We start from the raw sequence: 18,690 nt of genomic DNA, 5'->3' as shown, positions 1-18,690 counted from the left end.
ACAAAAGACTCCCAAATGGAGCAGCATCAAAGAGCGTGGCGGCATGCTTCCCTTAATGCTGATGCTGGGCTTTTACCGCTTGGGCGGACGCTGGCTGTGCAGATTGGTACTGTATTTTGTGATCTTATGGTATTGGCTGTTTTCAAACACAGCACGCCAAGCTTCTTTATTATATTTAAAAAAGCTGCATCATTTTGCGGGCAGTCAATCACCATTCGTGTCTGAGCCAAAAATGGGGCAGACCTATACGCATCTTATGCAGTTTGGCGAATGCATCTTGGACAAAATTGAAGGCTGGCTCGGGAATGTCCCTGAGCAAAGCCTGCGTTTGCATGGACATGAACATTTCCGAGCACATTACCAAAAAGGCGCAGTGATTGTGGTGTCGCATTTTGGCAATATAGAGTTGCTGCGCGCGGTGAAATCTGAGCATCCGCAAAAAATTAATGTGCTGGTCTACCAAAAGCACGCCACAAAATTTAATGAGTTTTTAAAAAAGCTGAATGACCATGCCGATGTGAATTTGGTGTCTGTAGATGAACTGGGTATAGAAACCGCATTGATTCTGCAAGATAAGCTCGATCAAGGCGAGTGGGTGATTGTGGCTGCAGACCGTGTGCCTGTTCAGTCTGGCCGTGTGCAGCCCGTTGAGTTTTTAGGTGAGCAGGCGCTGTGGCCGCAAGGCGCGTGGATTTTAGCGAGCTTGCTGAAAGCGCCCGTATTGGCGGTATTTTGCTATCGAGCGCAGGAACATTTTGAAGTGCATATTCATAAAGTGGCAGATCAGCTGAACTGGCCGCGTAAAGAGCGTATGCAAGCCATGCAGCAGACCACGCGGCAATATGTGCAGCTGCTGGAACAGCACTGCATGCGCGCGCCGTATCAATGGTTTAATTTTTATAATTTTTGGAATAAAGGATAAGTCTTGTGTTAACGATTGGGGAAACACCGCTCAGCATTGAGGATATTGTGGCTGTTGCGCGTAAAGAACATCAAGTAGCGCTGCCGGCTTCAGATGAGTGGAATGCATTGATTCAGCGCGGCGCAGATTTTCTCGATCAGTTATTGCAGGATGAAGGCGTAATTTATGGCGTAACCACAGGCTATGGCGATTCTTGCCTTGTGGAAATTCCGCCGCATCAGGTGAATGAACTGCCTTTGCATTTGTCACGTTTTCATGGCTGCGGTATGGGCCAAAATTTGGATTTAATCACCGCGCGTGCAGTGGTCGCAGTGCGTTTATGTTCGCTGGCACGCGGCTATTCAGGTGTATCGCACGCCTTGCTGCAGCGTTTGGCGTGGATGCTGAATGAAGATGTGATTCCAGTTATTCCATCTGAAGGTTCTGTCGGCGCTAGCGGTGATTTAACCCCATTGTCTTATATTGCTGGTGCGCTGGTAGGCGAGCGTGATGTTTATTACCAAGGCAAGATTGTACCCATTGCAGAGGTGTATGCCGAAAAAGGCATGCAGCCTTTAGTGATGCGCCCTAAAGAGGGTTTAGCCTTGATGAATGGTACAGCAGTGATGACCGCCATTGCTTGCTTGAACTATAAAAAAGCAGAACAGATTGCTTTGGCCAGTACCATGGTGACAGCATTGAATGTCTTGGCGCTGGAAGGCAATCCGAGTCATTTTGATGAAGTATTGTTTGCGCAAAAACCGCATCCTGGTCAGCAGCAGATTGCAGCGGAACTGCGTGTTTGGCTGAACAGCCAAGTGCAGACAGAGCACCAAAGTTCACGTCTGCAGGACCGCTACTCACTGCGCTGTGCGCCGCATATTATTGGTGTGTTTGAAGACTCAAAAGTGTGGCTGCGCCAGTTTATTGAAAATGAATTAAATTCCAGCAATGACAATCCATTGATTGATCCGGTGAATTTGCGTGTACTGCATGGCGGACATTTCTATGGCGGTCATATTGCGCAGGCCATGGACAGTTTAAAAATCATGATTGCCAATATTGCAGACTTGATGGACCGTCAGCTCGCACAATTGGTCGATTACAAAATGAATAACGGCCTGCCGCGCAACTTGACGGGTTCAAGCCCAGAACGCCTGCCGTTGAATCATGGATTTAAAGCCGTGCAAATTGGGGTGTCGGCATGGACAGCAGAAGCGCTGAAACAGACTTTGTCAGCATCCATTTTTTCTCGTTCAACTGAATGTCATAATCAGGATAAAGTCAGTATGGGAACTATTGCAGCGCGTGATGCGAGCCGTGTGATTACGCTGACTGAACAGGTAATGGCGGCATTGAGCTGTGCTGCGGTACAGGCGGTTCAATTGAAAGGCCTAGATACAGAACTCAGTCCAGTATTAACAGCATTTCAACAGTGGGTGCTTCAAAGCTTCAACTATGTGGAGGAAGATCGCCCTTTACAAAATGAGCTGCAGGCGTTGGTTGACCGTTTTGAAGATTTAGAACTTTTGAACAGCATTGCTGTATAAGCCAAGGATAAAGCGATGCATGCAGATGTGATCATTGATGTGCCTTTTCATGATGTCGACACCATGAATGTGGTTTGGCATGGGCACTATTTAAAATATTTTGAAATTGCCCGCTGCAAGCTGTTGGATCAGTTTCATTATAACTATACGCAAATGCGTGATTCAGGCTATGCATGGCCTGTGATTGAAAGCCATGTGCGCTATGTGCAGGGCATAGAATTTGAACAGAAAATCCGTGTGCGCGCAGTTTTAAAAGAATGGGAAAACCGCCTGAAAATTGAGTATCAGATTTTTGATGCGGTGTCGGGCAGACGCCTCACCAAAGGCTATACCACGCAAGTGGCGGTGCAGATTGCCACACGTGAAATGTGTTATCAGTCGCCTCAAATTTTGTTGGACTGTTTAAATGCATGGTCTGAATTTAAAGCGGAGTAGTACCATGAACTTTCGATCTCCTATTTTAAAATCGGTGTTGCCGCTGTGTTTGATTACCGCTTCTGCCGTATTTACATCTACGGGGTATGCGCAGAATACTGAATTAAAGCAGGTCTTTTCACAATTGGCGGCAACGCCAGTGGTACGCGCCAATTTTGAACAGCAGAAAAAATTGGCTTCGCTGAATAAAACCTATGTCTCGAAAGGCGAAGTGCTGTTCAGTAAAAATCAGGGCGTATTGTGGCAAATTCAAAGCCCTGTGAAAGCAGATTTAATCGTGACGCCGCAGAAGCTGGTGCAAAAAACCCAGCGTACTTCAAGCCAGATTGCAGTTGATAAAACGCCTTATGGTTCTGTAGCGACCATGTTTTTACAACTGATGTCTGGCAATGAAGCGGCACTGGCGAAAAACTTTAACGTAGTTTCAGCCAATTACAGTCCTGCACAGTGGAATGTGGTGCTGACGCCAAAGAGCAGTTTATTTAAAAAACTGTTTGTCCGTGTTGATGCCCAAGGCCAGCGTTATGTAAACCGCATTGTGATTCAGGAACAGGCCAATAACAGCACGGTCATCCGTTTTAGTCAGCAAAGCGCTCAACCTCAAACTTTAACGGCTGCGGAAAATGCGCTTTTCCAATTGGCAAAATAAATTTACCGCCATTTGGCTGGTTGTACTCTGTGTCATTGCGGTGGTTTTAGCTGCGGCATGGCTGAACAATGGCATTAAAATTCAGACCAATATTTTTGCCTTGCTACCAGAAACACATCAAGATGCGAATCTGGAGCGTGCGCAGAACTATGTCAGCAATCAGCTGAATGACAAAGTCTTTGTGGTGCTGGATGCTCAAAATGACCAGCAGCTGGATCAGGCAACGAAAATACTGAAAACGCAGGCCAATCAAAGCCAGCTATTTCAGCCTGTGCGCCCTCAGCTGGACTATGACAAATTTGCTAAACTGCTGTATCAGCACAAGGCAGGGCTGTTGACCCAGAGTGACCGTGAACTGCTGCAGCACCAAGATTATGCCACCTTAGCGGATCAAGGCTTATTGCAATTGATGAGTCCGGGCATGCCGGTTACGGCAGAAATGCTGCAAAGTGATCCGCTCTTGCTGTTTCCCCGCTATGCGATGGGGCTCAGCGCGTTACAGAATAATTCGGATATTAGCCTAGAACAGGGCTTTGCCACCAAGCGTGATGAGCAGGGTGTTTCAAGATTGGTGGTGCTGCAGCTCAAGAACAGTCCTTACAGCATTGCCTATCAAGAACAGACCGATGCTTTTATACAGCAGATGAATCAGCAGCTGCGCCAATTGCAGGTTAAACCGCATTGGACAGGAACACTGCTGTTTGCGCAATTTGGTACAAACTCTGCCAAAGAAGAAATTTCGACGATTGGTGTCGGTTCAACCCTAGGCATTCTGCTTTTGTTATGGTTTGGCTTTCGTTCAATCCGCCCCATGCTGACAGAAATGATCGCTGTGGGCACGGGCAGCTTGGTTGCATTTGCCGTTACTTATAGTATTTTTGGCGAAATTCATTTAATGACTTTGGTCTTTGGCGCCAGTTTGATTGGCGTTTGTGTGGATTTTTCATTTTACTTTATGGCGATGCAGTCGCAGCACCGTAACATTGATGGTTTTGCCGTTTTAAAGCCATTATTGCCAAGCTTATTTGTGGGTCTGATGACCACACTGCTGGCTTATGTGGTGCTGAGCTTTACGCCATTTCCGGGCTTTAAGCAGATCGCAGTGTTCTCTATGGTCGGCCTGAGCGCGGCATGGATTACCAGTATTTTACTGCTGCCGCGCTTGCCTGCTTTAAATGCAGAACCTGCAATTCGCATGCTGAGTTTTATTGGGCATGCGCGCAACTACATTCAAGCGCGCAATCGCTTACGCTATGTCTTGATGGCGCTGATTGTTGCAGTGACCGGCAGCAGTTTACTGTTCTTAAAAAGCAATGATGACATCCGTAATTTGCAAAGTATGGATCAACGCTTAAAACAGGAAGATCAGTATGTGCGCGAACGCTTTATGCAGCAGCAGGGCAGTGATTATTTTGTAGTGCAAGGTAAAACACCTGCAGAATTAGAGCGCAATGAACAGCACTTACTGGATCAGCTGTCTGTATTGCAGCAGGCTGGAAAATTAGATGCGGTACAGGCGCTGGGGCAGTGGGTGCCGGCGCTGGCGCAGCAAAAGCAGAATGTGGCTATGCTTCAGGCTATTCCTGAGCAGGCATTGCGTGATTATGCGCAGGCGCTGCAGCTGAATGAGTCTGACGTTTTGAATTGGCAGGCAAACTTGAAGCATCAGCCGCTGCTGAGTGATACTGTGCTTCAAGATCATCCATTGCATTTTTTACAGATGAGTTCTACCCAGCGTTTAGTCATGCTGCAAAATGTGCATGATGTGGCTGCTTTGCAAAAATTAAGTAATCACAATGTGCAGCTGCTGCGGCCAGTCGATGAGCTGTCTGAGCTATTTCAGCAGCATCGGATACAAGCGCAGTGGCTGCTATTGAGCGCTTTGGCAATTTTAGCCATTGGCTTGGGACTGCTGTATGGGAAAAAATCCATCCTCCCGCTGGTGCTGCCAGTGACCATGGCGCTGATGACGGCGTTTGCAATACAGGCTTGGCTAGGCGTAGAAATTAATCTGTTCAGCATTATGGGTACTTTTCTGATTATCGGCATTGGGGTGGACTATGCGATTTTTTACCGTCATGGACACGACCATCCGCAAGTGGTCGGCATGGCGCTGTTTCTATGCATGATGTCAACCTTATTTGGATTCGGACTGCTGTCCTTCAGCCATACCTATGCCATTCACAGTTTTGGCTTGACGGTGCTGCTTGGGGTCATTTTTTCATTTATTTATGCAACATTGTTTACATCCTCGGATGCAGAACATGTTGTGGTTCAGCAATATCAGCCAAAGAGCTGAGTAAAAAGGTAATAGTGCAATGAGCACACTGCAGCAAACAGATGTCTTAATTATTGGCGCGGGGCCTTCGGGCAGTTCAGCGGCAGCGCTGCTGCGTCAAAAAGGCTATCAAGTGACGGTGATCGAAAAACAATATTTTCCGCGCTTTTCTATTGGGGAATCCTTGCTGCCGCAGTCGATGGTCTTTCTGGAAGAAGCAGGTCTGCTGGACACCGTGCGCGAGCATGTCGAAGAATATGCATTTCAATTTAAAAACGGTGCAGCTTTCTTAAAAGGCCCGCAGCGCAGTTTCTACGATTTTACTCAAAAATTCAGTGAAGGCCCAGGCACCACATGGCAAGTGCGCCGTGCCAATTTTGACCATCTGCTGGCGCAGCAGGCAGGCAAAATGGGGGCAGACATCCGCTTCGGTCATGAAGTGACAGCTGTCGATGTAGACAGCGCGCATCCCATGTTAACGGTTAAAGATGAACAAGGTCAGCCTTATCAAATTCAAGGCAAGTTCCTGCTGGATGCCAGCGGCTTTGGTCGAATTTTACCAAAATTTTTAGATTTAGAAAGCCCGTCAGATTTCCCTGTACGCCGCGCTGTATTTACGCATATTGAAGACGGTATTTTGGATGATCCAGAATTTGATCGTGAAAAAATCTTGATTGCGGTACATGAAAAAGATCACCGCGCATGGTATTGGCTGATTCCTTTTGCCGATGGCCGTTCATCATTCGGTGTGGTTGCAGAACAAGACTTTTTTGAAAAATATGGTTATGACAGCAGCCCAGATTACGATTTAGAAGCTTTGCAAAAACGCATTTTGGCAGATGATGTGAGTTTGTCTAAGGTGCTGCGCAATGCCAAGCATGATACGCCAGTCCGTACATTGGTCGGTTATTCTGCCAATGTTAAACAGCTGGCTTCACATAATTATGCATTGCTCGGCAATGCAGGCGAGTTTTTAGATCCTGTGTTCTCTTCAGGGGTGACTATTGCGCTGAAATCTTCCAGCTTGGCCATTCCTTTGGTTGATCAAGTATTGCAAGGCCAGCCTGTGGACTGGATGGCGCAGTATGAAAAACCGCTGCGCAAAGGTATTCAAGTGTTCCGCGCCTATGTGGAATCTTGGTATACAGGCGAATTTCAAGATGTGGTATTTTCAACGAAGCAAGATGAAAAAATCCGCCGCATGATTGCCTCGCTTTTGGCAGGCTATGCGTGGGATGAAACCAATCCGATTCACCGTAATGCCAAGCAGCGTTTGAGTACATTGGCGGAATATTGCCGCGAAGCGCAAATGCGGGAAACCATGACAGATGGCACTTAATGTAAATGCTAAAATCACTGCTTTAGTTTTGGCTGGCGCTGTCTTGTGCAGCGGCTGTCAAAGCTTGGCGCCTAAAATGCTGCCTAAGGCGCAAGGTTTGTCTGCGCCGCAATGGACAGCGCAAAGCTATCAGCGCCAAGATCAAATTGAAGTGCAATGGAAAGAACATGGCTTCAGTTTTTTGCTGTACCAGCAGCAAAGCGGTCAGCAGCTGGACATGCTGGCGCTGAGCCTGACAGGACAGCAGCTGTTTAAACTTAGTTTTGATGGGCAGCAGGTTCGGGTGGAACAGCGTATTGATGCCATGAAATACTTGCCATTTGACTATGTGGTGCGCGATATTCTGTACGCAACCTATCCACAGTTTATGGCTTTACATGCAGGGCAAACGGCTGTGACGCAAAAAGACGGTGTGGTATATATCAATCAGCAGCCCGTGTTAAACATTCAGCCGTTAGAGGGAGCGGTTGAACTGAATAATCTGCAAGTGCCGTATCAAATGGTAATCAGCGCGGTTAGCAATACTTTGGAAGATGATCGAGGCGAGAGTGACCAATAACAATATCATGCGCCATTCTGCTGTGGGGATACAGTTCAGCGCGGCTTTGTCTGCTTTGGGGGGAAATGCCAGTGAATTGAAAAATGCACTGTGCACAGCAGGCAATACATTAACGCAGCGTCAAGATTTAATCGCGGAGCGCACGGTTTGGGTCGGAGCTTCTGCTGCATCCTTAGGGCAAAACATACCCGAACATTTGCAGTCTGCAGATTCGCGTAATTTAAGATTTGCTTTAACGGCTTTGGGGCAAATAGAGGCTGATATTCGCGCCTATACAGCACAATTTGCAAAGCAGCGCCTTGCAGTCATTGTTGGCACTTCGACTTCAGGCATTGCAGATAATGAAGCAATATTAAAGGCGCATTTTCAGCAACTTTCTGCAGAGCCGATTATCCATCATAAACAGGAAATGGGCTGTGTCGCGAAATCACTGCAGGAGTATTTGGGCTGGGAAGGCCCGGCTTATACGATTTCAACCGCCTGTTCTTCGGCAGCCAAAGCCATGGCTGCAGGGCAGCGCCTGCTGAATGCAGATCTAGCAGATGCCGTTTTAGTTGGCGGTGTAGATACTTTGTGCAAATTGACTTTGAATGGTTTTGACAGTTTGGAAAGCTTATCCAGCTCTATTTGCCAGCCTTGCGGCGCACACCGTGACGGCATCAATATTGGTGAAGCGGCGGCGTTATTTTTATTGTCTAAAGACTCGGCTCCAGTGATGCTGATGTCCAGCGGTGAATCCATGGATGCATGGCATATTTCTGCGCCGCATCCAGAAGGGCAAGGCGCGGCAGAAGCGATGCAAAAAGCATTGGATGCCGCAGGTTTAAATGCTGCAGATATTGGCTATTTGAATTTGCATGGCACATCGACGCCGCAAAATGATGCAATGGAAATTAAAGCGGTGCAGACTGTTTTTGCCGATTTCCCTGTAGCGCTCAGCAGCACCAAGCATAAAACGGGTCACTGCCTAGGCGCGGCAGGCGCGATTGAAGCTTTTATTTGCCAGCAGGTGCTGTTAGATCAGTCTTGGCTGCCTTTGCATCACGCAGGTGAATTAGACCCAGCTTTAGCCCAGCAGAATTATGTTTTGGACAGCCATGCAGCGCAGCCGATGCATTATGTTATGAGCAACTCCTTTGCTTTTGGCGGCAGCAATATCAGTTTAATTTTAGGAACCGTTTTGCCATGATGGATGCCGTACAGTTTATTCCGCATGAAAAACCTATGGTTTTTGTGGATCATCTGATTGAAGCCAATGATCAGTTTGCGATTGCGGAACTTAAAATCTGTCCAGAATTGATGTTTTGCGAAGCTGAGGGCTTGCCGACGTGGAGCAGTATTGAGTTGATGGCGCAAACCATCAGCGCCTATGCGGGGCATAAAGGGCAAAGCAAAGGTTTGCCGCCCAAAATCGGTTTTCTTTTGGGAACCCGTAAAATGCTGCTGCCCTGTCCATATTTTGCTTTAGGCGCTACAGTGCGGATACGCGTTGAACAGAGCTATCTGCATGAAGGATTAGGTCAGTTTAATTGTGAAATTGAATATCAAGAACATCGTTTCAGCGCCATACTGAGCGTATTTGAACCAGAAAATATGAATGACGCGATTGGGAAATTAACGTGAGCAGAAGAATTTTAGTAACAGGATCCAGCCGCGGTATTGGTAAGGCGATTGCTTTGGAATTGGCAAAAGCAGGTTTTGATGTCACCGTGCATGCGCGTTCTCGTCAGCAGGAAGCGGAGCTGGTGGCACAAGAGATTCAAGCTCTGGGGCAAAGCAGCCACGTGCTGATGTTTGATGTAAATGACCGTGAAAATATAGCCTCAATCTTAGAACAGGATATGGCTGCGCACGGCGCATTTTACGGCGCAGTGCTGAACGCCGGCTTAACGCGTGACGGCGCTTTCCCTGCCTTGACGGATGACGATTGGGATGAAGTGGTCTCGACCTCATTGAATGGTTTTTACAATGTGCTTAAGCCTTTAATGATGCCCATGATCCGCTTGAAACAAGGCGGACGAATTGTCACTTTATCTTCTGTCTCTGGATTGATGGGCAACCGCGGCCAAGTCAATTACAGCGCAGCCAAAGCTGGACTGATTGGCGCAACCAAAGCGCTGGCGCTGGAATTGGCAAAACGGAAAATTACCGTAAACTGCGTAGCGCCAGGTTTAATTGAAACCGAAATGGTGACAGATGAAGTCAAAGAACATGCGCTAAAAATGATTCCAATGCAGCGCATGGGGCAAGTGGATGAAGTGGCAAAAACGGTTAAGTTTTTATGCAGTGATGATGCCAGCTATATTACCCGCCAAGTGATTTCGGTAAATGGAGGGCTGATTTGATGAAACGTGTAGTCGTTACAGGTATGTCAGGCATCACTTCATTGGGTGAGACTGCAGATCAAATTTTTGAACAATTTGCTGCAGGCAAAAGCGGCATCCGCTACATGCCAGATTGGGAAATTTATGGTGATCTGCGCAGCAAGCTGGGCGGTCCTGTAGAAAACTTTACTGTGCCTAAACACTTTAACCGCAAGGTGACTCGCGGCATGGGGCGTGTGGCCTTAATGTCTGTGGTCTGCGCAGAAAAAGCGCTGGACGATGCAGGCCTGCTCAATCATGAGATTCTGCAAAGCGGCGAAGCTGGCGTGGCATTTGGTTCCTCTGCCGGCAGTGTCGATGCGGTCAGTGAGTTTGGCGCCATGCTGCTGGACAACAATATGAACAAGCTGAATGCAACGACGTATATCCGTATGATGTCGCATACCAGCGCAGTCAACATGACGGTATATTTTGGTTTGAAAGGCCAGACCTTGCCGACCTCCAGCGCTTGTACTTCAGGCTCTATGGCGATTGGTCAGGCTTATGAAGCCATTAAATACGGCAAGCAGACGGTGATGATTGCAGGTGGAGCAGAAGAGCTCAGCGCTGCAGGCTCGGCGGTGTTTGATGTGCTGCTGGCCACCAGTACGCAAAATGACAGCCCAGAAAAAACCCCGCGTCCCTTTGATGCAAAGCGTGATGGTTTGGTGGTGGGCGAGGGTGCAGGCTGTCTGATTTTAGAAGAATATGAACATGCCAAAGCGCGCGGCGCGAACATGTATGCAGAAATTATTGGTTATGGCACCAATACCGACGGTCAGCATGTAACACGTCCAGATTCTGAGATGATGGGACGCTGTATGCAGCTGGCGCTGAAAGATGCGCAGGTGGATGCCTCAGAAATTGACTATGTGAATGCGCACGGCACATCGACAGATCAAGGTGATGTGGCTGAAACTCAAGCGACAGCGCGCATATTAGGCAAGAAACCAATCAGTTCTTTAAAGAGTTATTTCGGGCATACCTTAGGCGCTTGCGGCGCGATTGAAGCGTGGCTGAGTATTGAAATGATGCACCGCAAGCTGCTGGTGCCGACTTTAAATTTAGAACAGCTTGACAGCGACTGCGGCGATTTGGATTATATCGTCAATGAAATGCGTTCAGCAGAAACGCACATGCTGATGAGCAACAATTTTGCATTTGGGGGCATTAATACCTCCTTGATATTAAAACGGGTTTAATTTTAAAAACGAGGGAACAACAATGATATTCAAAAAGATTTGTGCAGCAGCGCTGATGATGGCTGGAACAATGACGGCGGTTCATGCTGCCGATGCCATGCATGATTTTAATTTTAAAGAAGCCGTAGACCGTGCCGTTGCAGATGGCACGCTGGATGGTTCTGTGAAGTTTTATCTGGCGGGGACTAAATCTGGCGGTAAAGTGATTGAAAAGGGGCTGGTCACCAATAAAAAAACCAATGGTTTTGCAAAATCTGCAGAAAGCTCATGTGACCATGTACTGCGTTCAGCTTTGATTCAATTCCAAAACACCGCTAAAGCAAAAGGCGCTAATGCAGTGACAAATTTGGTGAGCTTTTACAAGTCAAATGAAACCCGCAGCAGCACAACGTATCAATGCGCAAAAGGCACTGCAATTGCAGGCGTAGCGCTGAAAGGCGATATCGTTAAATTTTAAGTGATTGCTGTATTTTAAACATGAACATCAAGCTGAGCAGGGCATGAATAAGCCAAGAACCATTCAAGTGCATACACATGCCATTGCTCAGCTTGCGCCTTTAACGCGCGACGCATTTTCCGATATGCGCGCTTATCGGGCTTATAAAAAACAGCAGATTTATCAGCAGCGCAATTTGCACCTTTCCGACGCTGTACAGCAGCCTGTGCATGACACAGATTTTTTAAAGACTGAATTTGGCAAACCCTATTTGGCCCAAACAGCAGCACTCGCCTTTAATCACACGCATAGCCAGCAGCATTATGCTTTGGCGATCAGTAGCCATGTCAAAGACATTGGTGTAGACGTGGAAGATTTAGCACGCAAAGTGCGCTTTGAGGCTTTGGCGCGTCATGCTTTTCATCCCAATGAGTTGGCAAACTGGGAGCAGGCGGACAATCCAAATGAATACTGGTTTAAAGTGTGGACTACTAAAGAGGCGGTATTAAAGGCTTCTGGTCTGGGCATTCGTATAAGTTTGAATGAACTGGATACGCAGGTGCATCCCATGAGCAATGGCGGGATATGCAGTCATCCAGAAATCGGTACTTTTGCGTATCAAAACTTTTTATTGTCCAGCATGATGCTGACGGTTTCGTGGCGATCAGCGCTGTCTTGCAAAGGCTTTGCATTTCCAGAAATTCAAATTTTTCAGCATTGAAAATAGAATTTAGACCGTGAAATAGGCTTATTTTCAGCTCAATACTATTCATATAAATACTCCATAAAAAAACCCATCCGAAGATGGGTTTTAAGTAGCTATGCCTTAGCGTGGCGGAATTTCATCTTCTTCTTCAAACTCAGGCTTCACTTGTACAATGAAGTCTTGACGGTTCAGGCCGCGCCATAATGCGAAGGCTGTACCAATGTAGATTGAAGAATACGTACCGACAAATACGCCAATAAACATTGCCACAGAGAACCAGTGCAAGCCTTCACCGCCCAAGAACATCATGGCAAGAACCACGAGCAATAGGGTGGCAGAGGTGTGAATGGTACGGCGCAATGTTTCAGTTAAGGCAATATTGACGATTTCTAAAGGCTCTGCACCGCGGATTTTCCGGAAGTTTTCACGGATACGGTCAGAGACAACGATGTTATCGTTGAGCGAGAAGCCCAATAGCGCAAGAATTGCGGCCAAAACTGTTAAGTCAAATGGCCACTGCATCATGGCAAAAACACCGACAGTCACAATCACGTCATGAAACAATGACAGTACGGCGCCTAAAGCCAGTTTAAATTCGAAGCGGATCGTTACATACACTAGCATCAGCAATAATGCCAAAGCGACTGCACCGCCCGAACGGACATACAGCTCGTTGCCGACTTGACCGCCGACCACATCCACTTTATGCACTTCTGCCTTGTTATTTGGCAGCTGTACTGCAGCTGTAATGGTTTTGGTTAAGTCTGCTGCTTCAGCATTTTTTTCATCTTTCTGAACAGGCATACGGACCATTAAGTCACGGTTTGAACCTAAGGTTTGCACGACAGAATCTTTGAAGCCTGCTTTTACCAAGGCTTCAGTGACGTCAGCGGGCTTTACCGGGTGGCTGTAGTTCAGCTCTGCAGAAATACCGCCAGTAAAGTCTAAACCAAGGTTTAGACCTTTGGTGGCAATAAAGAAAATGCTGGCAACCGTTAAGAGGATAGAAATCACTGCCGCAGGCAATGCGATCTTCATAAACGGAATAACACGTTCGTTATCTGGTCGGCCGTATTGCTTCGATTTCAGTTGAGTATTTTCAGTCATCATCGATCTCCTTAAATGCTCAACTTATGCAAGTTGCGTTTTTTGCCGTAGATCAGCTGTACAATTGCGCGGGTTACTGTAATGGCAGTAAACATCGAGCAGACAATACCAATCATCAAAGTGACAGCGAAGCCTTTAATCGGGCCTGTGCCAATTGCGAACAGAATAAACGCCACAAGGAAAGTCGTTAAGTTGGAGTCGAGAATGGTGTTATACGCACGGTCATAACCCGCCACAATGGCTTGTTTAGGCGAGGCGCCCCATTTCATTTCTTCCCGTATCCGCTCACAGATCAGTACGTTGGCATCGACCGCCATACCAATAGTAATCACGATACCTGCAATACCCGGCAGGGTGAGGGAAGCGCCAATCCAAGACATGAAGGTTAAAATCATGGCTAAGTTGATCACTAAAGCGAAGTTGGCAATCAGACCGAATAAACGGAAGAATACCACCATCCAGATCGCAACCAAGATAAAGCCGACTTCAACTGAAAGCACGCCTTTATCAATGTTTTCCTGACCCAAGCTTGGACCAATCACACGTTCTTCTACAAAGTACATTGGCGCAGCCAGCGCACCTGCACGCAGCATTAGCGCAAGTTCAGACGCTTCTTGCGGAGAGTCTAGACCTGTAATACGGAACTGCGAACCCAGTACAGCTTGAATGGTGGCTGCATTAATCACGACAGATTCTGTGTATGGCGTGCGCACTTCAGTTTGCACCCCAGTTGCTGGGTCCTGCACATAACTGATTTTTTGCTTGTTTTCAATAAACAGCACAGCCATGCGTTTGCCAACAGCGTTGCGGGTTGCTTCAGACATCAGCTTGCCGCCGGCAGTATCCAGTGTAATGTTTACTTCGGCGCCGCCAGTATCTTGGCTGAAACCAGAAGATGCATTTTGAACACGCTCACCCGTTAAGATACGGTTGCGGTTTAACAGCAATTGACGGCCGCTGTCTAAAGATTCATAAGCAAAAGCTTCTGTACCCGGAGGCAGCGAGCCTTTGGCTTGACCTGTATACGGGTCAATATACTGATCATTTAAATCAGAAACCAAACGGAATTCTAAGTTTGCAGTACGGCCGAGGACACGTTTCGCTTCGGCAGTGTCTTGCACACCTGGCAATTCAACCACAATACGGTTGCTGCCTTGTGTTTGCACCAAAGCTTCTGCCACGCCTAACTCGTTAATACGGTTACGCAGCGTGGTTAAGTTTTGGTTTACGGCATAAGACTGGATTTCCTGCTTGCGGACATCGGTATACGATAAGCGCAAAGTTGAACCGCTTTCAGTTGCAATCGCTTGCTGTGAGAACTCATTGCCGTTACGGCGCAAAAAGTCCATCACTGCAGAACGGTCATCATTATTGGCGAATTGCACAGTAATGGCATTGCCGCTCAATGATAAGCTATTGAATTTCAGTTTATTGTCACGCAGCTGGCGGCGCAAGTCTGCAGCAGATGTTTCCATACGCTGTGCAATGGCTTTATCCATATCCACTTCTAACAAGAAGTGAACACCGCCGCGCAAGTCCAAACCGAGCTTCATTGGCTTAGCGCCAATTTTTTGCAGCCATTCAGGTGTGGTCGGGGCAAGGTTTAATGCCACAACATAGTTATCACCTAAACCGCGGCGCAAGGCATCTTTGGCTTTTAATTGAGCTTCGCTTGAATCTAAGCGCAATAAGGCAGCATTATTGGTGAAGCTGTTGTCATGTGAAGCAATTTTTTCACTTTTTAAAATTTGCTCTGCTTTTTGCACGATGCTCTGGTCAATTTGGGTACCGGCTTTGGCACCCGAAATTTGAACAGCAGGTTCATCTGGATACAAACTTGGCAGGGCATATAATGTGCTGATCACTAAAACCACTAGGATCAGCAGATATTTCCATGCTGGGTAACGCATTTGTTTTCTTCTTAAAATGAAAAAGCCGTGCAAATGCACGACCTTTTTTTTGATTAAAGGTTGTTTAACGTGCCTTCAGGAAGAACTGAAATCACACTTGCGCGCTGAATTTTCACTTCTACGCCGCGGCTGAGTTCAACCACTGCGAAATCACCTTCAATTTTTGTGATTTTACCCATTAAGCCGCCAGCAAAAACAACTTCACTGCCAAGGCCTAGGCTTTCTACCAGCGCGCGGTGTTCTTTCGCGCGTTTAGATTGCGGACGCCAGATCAAGAAGTAGAAGATTGCAACAAAAACTGCAATCATTAAGATGTTGGCCATCATACTTGGCTGTTGTGCTGCTTCGCCTGCTGCATGTGCAGTAGAAATAAAAAGGCTCATTTCAATTTCCTAAACTAATAAAACTGTATATCAATAACATGATAATAAATTGGCTTGTTCTGCAATTTACCTTGTCTTTATGTCCAGCGCAAATGCTGATGGATTAATCTTCAGGACAAGGCGGAACTTCTAAGCCGCGGCGGGCATAAAAGTCTTGAACAAATTCATCAAACGTACCGTTGTCCAGCGCATCACGCATCGCTTCAGTCAAGCGCAGGTAATAACGCAGGTTGTGGATAGTGCCCAGCATTGAACCGAGCATTTCGCCGCATTTTTCTAAATGGAACAAGTACGAACGTGTGAAGTTAGTGCACGTGTAGCAATCGCAGTGCGGATCCAGCGGACCTTGGTCATGGCGGTATTGGCTATTTCGGATGCGGACTAAGCCGTCTGTAATGAAATAGTGGCCGTTGCGCGCATTGCGGGTTGGCATTACACAGTCGAACATATCGACACCCCGGCGCACCGCTTCTACGATATCTTCAGGTTTACCTACGCCCATAAGGTAGCGCGGTTTATCGGCAGGCATTTTTTCAGGAAGATAATCAAGAACCTTGATCATTTCTTCTTTTGGTTCGCCAACAGACAGGCCGCCGATGGCATAGCCATCAAAATCAACTTCAAGCAGGCCTTTTAGTGATTCTTCACGCAAATCTTCATACATGCCGCCTTGGATAATTCCAAAGAGGGCGTTGCGGTTTTTCAGTACGTCGTGATGCTGTGTTTTGCAGCGTTTTGCCCAGCGTAAAGATAGCTGCAAAGATTTTTGTGCTTCTTCATGAGTCGCAGGATAAGGCGTGCATTCATCAAAAATCATCACGATGTCAGAGTTCAGCGTGTGCTGAATATCCATCGAAATTTCAGGAGATAAAAAGACTTTTGAGCCGTCAATTGGTGAGCGGAAAGTTACGCCGTCTTCTTTGATTTTACGCATTGCGCCCAGACTGAACACTTGGAAGCCGCCTGAATCGGTCAGAATGGGTTTATCCCATTTCATGAACTGGTGCAGGCCGCCATGTTCACGGATCACATCCAGGCCAGGGCGCAGGTATAAATGGAAGGTATTGCCGAGAATAACCTGTGATTTAATCTCTTTAATATCGCGCGGCAACACGCCTTTTACAGTACCGTAAGTACCTACCGGCATGAACATCGGGGTTTCCACTACACCGTGCTCAAGCGTCAGTCGGCCGCGGCGGGCGCGGCCCGACTGTGCTAGTTTTTCAAACTTCATACAAAATCCAAATCAAGGCGAAAAAACAGTTCGCTGATCATTAGTGCTAAAAGTACACTATTTTCCTTGATTCCGCGCCTAAACGCCAGCGCCAGAGCGTACTGACGCTGTAAATTTCTTAGAGATATTGATCCATTATTGCGATATGAACCCTGCGCTTTAACACGCAGGCTGTGTGCTGTAGCTCGATGCGTGATAAAACTGATTAATGCGTTCAATAATTTCGTACTTTTGCATCGCGCAGCTGTCTTTACTGCCGGTGGCCATAGCTGCAATAGCGTGTATCAGCCGTTGAATATAGAGATTGGTCTCGGCAAAACTGGCTTCTAAGGTCAGCAGATAAGCTGCATGCGCCATATGCAGCTCATCATATGGGTCCATTTCTGCCAACTGGGCTAAATCAATCAGCAAGTCTTTATCAGACTGTGACAGCTTAAAGCGCTTGAGATGCAGCACAGCCTGAAGTTTTGGTTCGCGGTCATTGATAAAAGACTCTAGCAGGCTGCTCTGCGGGTTTAAATAATGTGCAGAATGAATTTCAATTTCAGGCTGTGCGGGCAGGCCGATAAAAAACAGAATTTGTCCGCTAGGCTGCGGATATAGCTCCATGAGAACAGTTTTAACCTGTTTGAAAGCATCCAGCAGAGTCTGCAGCTGATTTTCAGTTTTGTGCGGCGCCGTTTCTGTTTGCGAGTAAGAAAAACTGTTTTTAGATTCAGCTAAGTCATTTAATGCATAGCGGTAACGGTTCAGCACAGAATTCTTTTTAAGCGGGGAGGTGTAGCGCCATTTTTGAATATTCCAGCGGTCCTGCGCTGCTAAATATTGCGCACGGTCTTCTTCTTCTGCGTAAATGCTGCGTGAAGTAGACACGGCAGCGCATTCAATGTGCATATATGAGTTAAAAACCAAAGTGCAGGCATAAATGCCATCATTTTTATATTGTTGAAACAGCGGCTGAAATTCTTGTATTAATGCATTTTTTAATAGATTTATGTGTTCTAGCATGGCCTAAAGTCCATAGCGCGGCGCAGGTAAACCCTGCGCCTGAAATTAAAAGTTTGGCCTATAATCAAAGCTCTGCGTTACGGCATTGTCTTTAAAAGGACGTATTGTTTTTTTGCCTAACGTCATGGTGTTGACGATATTGTTTGGAAACACTTGAATGTGGTTGTTGAACAGCTCGACATTGCGGTTAAAAATCGTAATGGCCGCGCCGACATTTTCATTCTGCTCTTCAATTTCATTCATCATTTTGAGATAAATTTCATTGGCCTTTAATTCTGGGTAGTTTTCTACCACAACATTCAGGCTGCGCATCAATTCTTTATTTAAGGATTCAATGTGCTGCAGCTGAGAAACATCAGCATTTTGCAGATTCAGGTTCATAATGTTTTGACGCAGTTCAGTCACTTTTTCCAAAGTGCCTTGTTCAAAACTGGAATATTGTTCGACCAGCGGCTGCAAGCCATCTAGAATTTTGATTTTCTGGCGTTCATAGCTGGCAACATCAGACCATGCGCGGATGGTGGCATTATGATGGCGCACAATATTATTGCGGATGACGATACAGGCAAAAACCGCCGCAATAATCAGGATAAAAAAGATCATCAGCCCCATATTTTATTTTCCCCAAAG

General features: G+C 46.7%; 19 protein-coding genes. 13 read left to right on the top strand and 6 right to left on the bottom strand.

Annotation, left to right across the window (positions count from 1 at the left end; translation table 11 throughout):
- Positions 1-43 precede the first annotated feature (43 nt).
- From B9T34_RS11680 to B9T34_RS11620, 13 genes are read left to right on the top strand one after another with little or no spacing between them, the layout of a single operon-like run.
- Positions 44-922 (top strand): acyltransferase, encoded by an 879-nt coding sequence (locus B9T34_RS11680; RefSeq protein ID WP_086213442.1) that lies wholly within the window; start codon positions 44-46, stop codon positions 920-922.
- A gap of 5 nt (positions 923-927) precedes the next feature.
- Positions 928-2,451, top strand: a complete 1,524-nt coding sequence (locus B9T34_RS11675; RefSeq protein ID WP_086213305.1) for an HAL/PAL/TAL family ammonia-lyase — start codon at positions 928-930, stop codon at positions 2,449-2,451.
- 15 nt (positions 2,452-2,466) lie between these two features.
- On the top strand, positions 2,467-2,886 hold the full coding sequence (locus tag B9T34_RS11670) for an acyl-CoA thioesterase (RefSeq protein WP_086213304.1): 420 nt from the start codon (positions 2,467-2,469) through the stop codon (positions 2,884-2,886).
- 4 nt (positions 2,887-2,890) lie between these two features.
- Complete coding sequence (locus tag B9T34_RS11665) at positions 2,891-3,535, top strand: LolA family protein (protein WP_139841269.1); 645 nt, start codon at positions 2,891-2,893, stop codon at positions 3,533-3,535.
- Positions 3,510-5,834: an MMPL family transporter gene (locus B9T34_RS11660; protein ID WP_086213303.1), complete on the top strand. Its 2,325-nt coding sequence runs from the start codon at positions 3,510-3,512 to the stop codon at positions 5,832-5,834. Before B9T34_RS11665 ends, B9T34_RS11660 begins: the two co-directional genes overlap by 26 nt.
- Positions 5,835-5,853: 19 nt before the next feature.
- On the top strand, positions 5,854-7,152 hold the full coding sequence (locus B9T34_RS11655; RefSeq protein WP_086213302.1) for an NAD(P)/FAD-dependent oxidoreductase: 1,299 nt from the start codon (positions 5,854-5,856) through the stop codon (positions 7,150-7,152).
- Positions 7,142-7,711 (top strand): DUF3261 domain-containing protein, encoded by a 570-nt coding sequence (locus B9T34_RS11650; RefSeq protein ID WP_086213301.1) that lies wholly within the window; start codon positions 7,142-7,144, stop codon positions 7,709-7,711. Before B9T34_RS11655 ends, B9T34_RS11650 begins: the two co-directional genes overlap by 11 nt.
- A gap of 7 nt (positions 7,712-7,718) precedes the next feature.
- Entirely contained in the window at positions 7,719-8,900 is a 1,182-nt protein-coding gene (locus tag B9T34_RS11645) for a beta-ketoacyl-[acyl-carrier-protein] synthase family protein (RefSeq protein WP_086213300.1), read from the top strand.
- On the top strand, positions 8,897-9,334 hold the full coding sequence (locus B9T34_RS11640) for a 3-hydroxylacyl-ACP dehydratase (protein WP_086213299.1): 438 nt from the start codon (positions 8,897-8,899) through the stop codon (positions 9,332-9,334). The genes B9T34_RS11645 and B9T34_RS11640 overlap by 4 nt, the downstream gene beginning before the upstream one ends.
- Positions 9,331-10,056 (top strand): 3-ketoacyl-ACP reductase FabG2, encoded by a 726-nt coding sequence (locus tag B9T34_RS11635; RefSeq protein WP_086213298.1) that lies wholly within the window; start codon positions 9,331-9,333, stop codon positions 10,054-10,056. The genes B9T34_RS11640 and B9T34_RS11635 overlap by 4 nt, the downstream gene beginning before the upstream one ends.
- Positions 10,056-11,276 carry a beta-ketoacyl-ACP synthase gene (locus B9T34_RS11630; RefSeq protein ID WP_086213297.1) on the top strand — a complete coding sequence of 407 codons (1,221 nt, stop codon included), beginning with the start codon at positions 10,056-10,058 and terminating at the stop codon, positions 11,274-11,276. The genes B9T34_RS11635 and B9T34_RS11630 overlap by 1 nt, the downstream gene beginning before the upstream one ends.
- Positions 11,277-11,298: 22 nt before the next feature.
- Complete coding sequence (locus B9T34_RS11625) at positions 11,299-11,733, top strand: excinuclease (RefSeq protein WP_086213296.1); 435 nt, start codon at positions 11,299-11,301, stop codon at positions 11,731-11,733.
- Between the two features lie 43 nt (positions 11,734-11,776).
- Positions 11,777-12,433 carry a 4'-phosphopantetheinyl transferase family protein gene (locus B9T34_RS11620; RefSeq protein ID WP_086213440.1) on the top strand — a complete coding sequence of 219 codons (657 nt, stop codon included), beginning with the start codon at positions 11,777-11,779 and terminating at the stop codon, positions 12,431-12,433.
- Positions 12,434-12,538: 105 nt separating this feature from the next.
- On the opposite strand, the gene secF is transcribed toward B9T34_RS11620, so the two are convergent.
- The 6 genes from secF to B9T34_RS11590 form a co-directional block, all read right to left on the bottom strand.
- Positions 12,539-13,528, bottom strand: a complete 990-nt coding sequence (gene secF, locus B9T34_RS11615) for a protein translocase subunit SecF (protein WP_171265200.1) — start codon at positions 13,526-13,528, stop codon at positions 12,539-12,541.
- An 8-nt stretch (positions 13,529-13,536) separates the two neighbouring features.
- A complete protein-coding gene (secD, locus tag B9T34_RS11610) occupies positions 13,537-15,435 on the bottom strand; it encodes a protein translocase subunit SecD (protein WP_086213294.1) in 1,899 nt (632 codons plus the stop codon).
- Between the two features lie 53 nt (positions 15,436-15,488).
- Positions 15,489-15,818, bottom strand: coding sequence for a preprotein translocase subunit YajC (gene yajC / locus B9T34_RS11605; protein WP_086213293.1), 330 nt, complete (start codon positions 15,816-15,818; stop codon positions 15,489-15,491).
- A gap of 103 nt (positions 15,819-15,921) precedes the next feature.
- Positions 15,922-17,052, bottom strand: a complete 1,131-nt coding sequence (gene tgt, locus B9T34_RS11600; protein ID WP_086213292.1) for a tRNA guanosine(34) transglycosylase Tgt — start codon at positions 17,050-17,052, stop codon at positions 15,922-15,924.
- 159 nt (positions 17,053-17,211) lie between these two features.
- On the bottom strand, positions 17,212-18,060 hold the full coding sequence (locus tag B9T34_RS11595; protein ID WP_086213291.1) for a DUF4303 domain-containing protein: 849 nt from the start codon (positions 18,058-18,060) through the stop codon (positions 17,212-17,214).
- A gap of 45 nt (positions 18,061-18,105) precedes the next feature.
- A complete protein-coding gene (locus B9T34_RS11590; RefSeq protein ID WP_086213290.1) occupies positions 18,106-18,672 on the bottom strand; it encodes a LemA family protein in 567 nt (188 codons plus the stop codon).
- Between the last annotated feature and the right edge of the window lie 18 nt (positions 18,673-18,690).

This window comes from Acinetobacter sp. ANC 3813 (assembly GCF_002135435.1).
Taxonomy (GTDB): Bacteria; Pseudomonadota; Gammaproteobacteria; order Pseudomonadales; family Moraxellaceae; genus Acinetobacter.
This window is presented reverse-complemented; position numbering and strand designations above follow the sequence as displayed.

Coding starts and splice junctions, on each gene's coding strand:
- B9T34_RS11680 (WP_086213442.1), top strand. CDS start 44: ATGCTTCCCTTAATGCTGATGCTGGGCTTTTACCGCTTGGGCGGACGC.
- B9T34_RS11670 (WP_086213304.1), top strand. CDS start 2,467: ATGCATGCAGATGTGATCATTGATGTGCCTTTTCATGATGTCGACACC.
- B9T34_RS11665 (WP_139841269.1), top strand. CDS start 2,891: ATGAACTTTCGATCTCCTATTTTAAAATCGGTGTTGCCGCTGTGTTTG.
- B9T34_RS11660 (WP_086213303.1), top strand. CDS start 3,510: ATGCGCTTTTCCAATTGGCAAAATAAATTTACCGCCATTTGGCTGGTT.
- B9T34_RS11655 (WP_086213302.1), top strand. CDS start 5,854: ATGAGCACACTGCAGCAAACAGATGTCTTAATTATTGGCGCGGGGCCT.
- B9T34_RS11650 (WP_086213301.1), top strand. CDS start 7,142: ATGGCACTTAATGTAAATGCTAAAATCACTGCTTTAGTTTTGGCTGGC.
- B9T34_RS11645 (WP_086213300.1), top strand. CDS start 7,719: ATGCGCCATTCTGCTGTGGGGATACAGTTCAGCGCGGCTTTGTCTGCT.
- B9T34_RS11640 (WP_086213299.1), top strand. CDS start 8,897: ATGATGGATGCCGTACAGTTTATTCCGCATGAAAAACCTATGGTTTTT.
- B9T34_RS11630 (WP_086213297.1), top strand. CDS start 10,056: ATGAAACGTGTAGTCGTTACAGGTATGTCAGGCATCACTTCATTGGGT.
- B9T34_RS11625 (WP_086213296.1), top strand. CDS start 11,299: ATGATATTCAAAAAGATTTGTGCAGCAGCGCTGATGATGGCTGGAACA.
- B9T34_RS11620 (WP_086213440.1), top strand. CDS start 11,777: ATGAATAAGCCAAGAACCATTCAAGTGCATACACATGCCATTGCTCAG.
- secF (WP_171265200.1), bottom strand. CDS start 13,528: ATGATGACTGAAAATACTCAACTGAAATCGAAGCAATACGGCCGACCA.
- secD (WP_086213294.1), bottom strand. CDS start 15,435: ATGCGTTACCCAGCATGGAAATATCTGCTGATCCTAGTGGTTTTAGTG.
- yajC (WP_086213293.1), bottom strand. CDS start 15,818: ATGAGCCTTTTTATTTCTACTGCACATGCAGCAGGCGAAGCAGCACAA.
- tgt (WP_086213292.1), bottom strand. CDS start 17,052: ATGAAGTTTGAAAAACTAGCACAGTCGGGCCGCGCCCGCCGCGGCCGA.
- B9T34_RS11595 (WP_086213291.1), bottom strand. CDS start 18,060: ATGCTAGAACACATAAATCTATTAAAAAATGCATTAATACAAGAATTT.
- B9T34_RS11590 (WP_086213290.1), bottom strand. CDS start 18,672: ATGGGGCTGATGATCTTTTTTATCCTGATTATTGCGGCGGTTTTTGCC.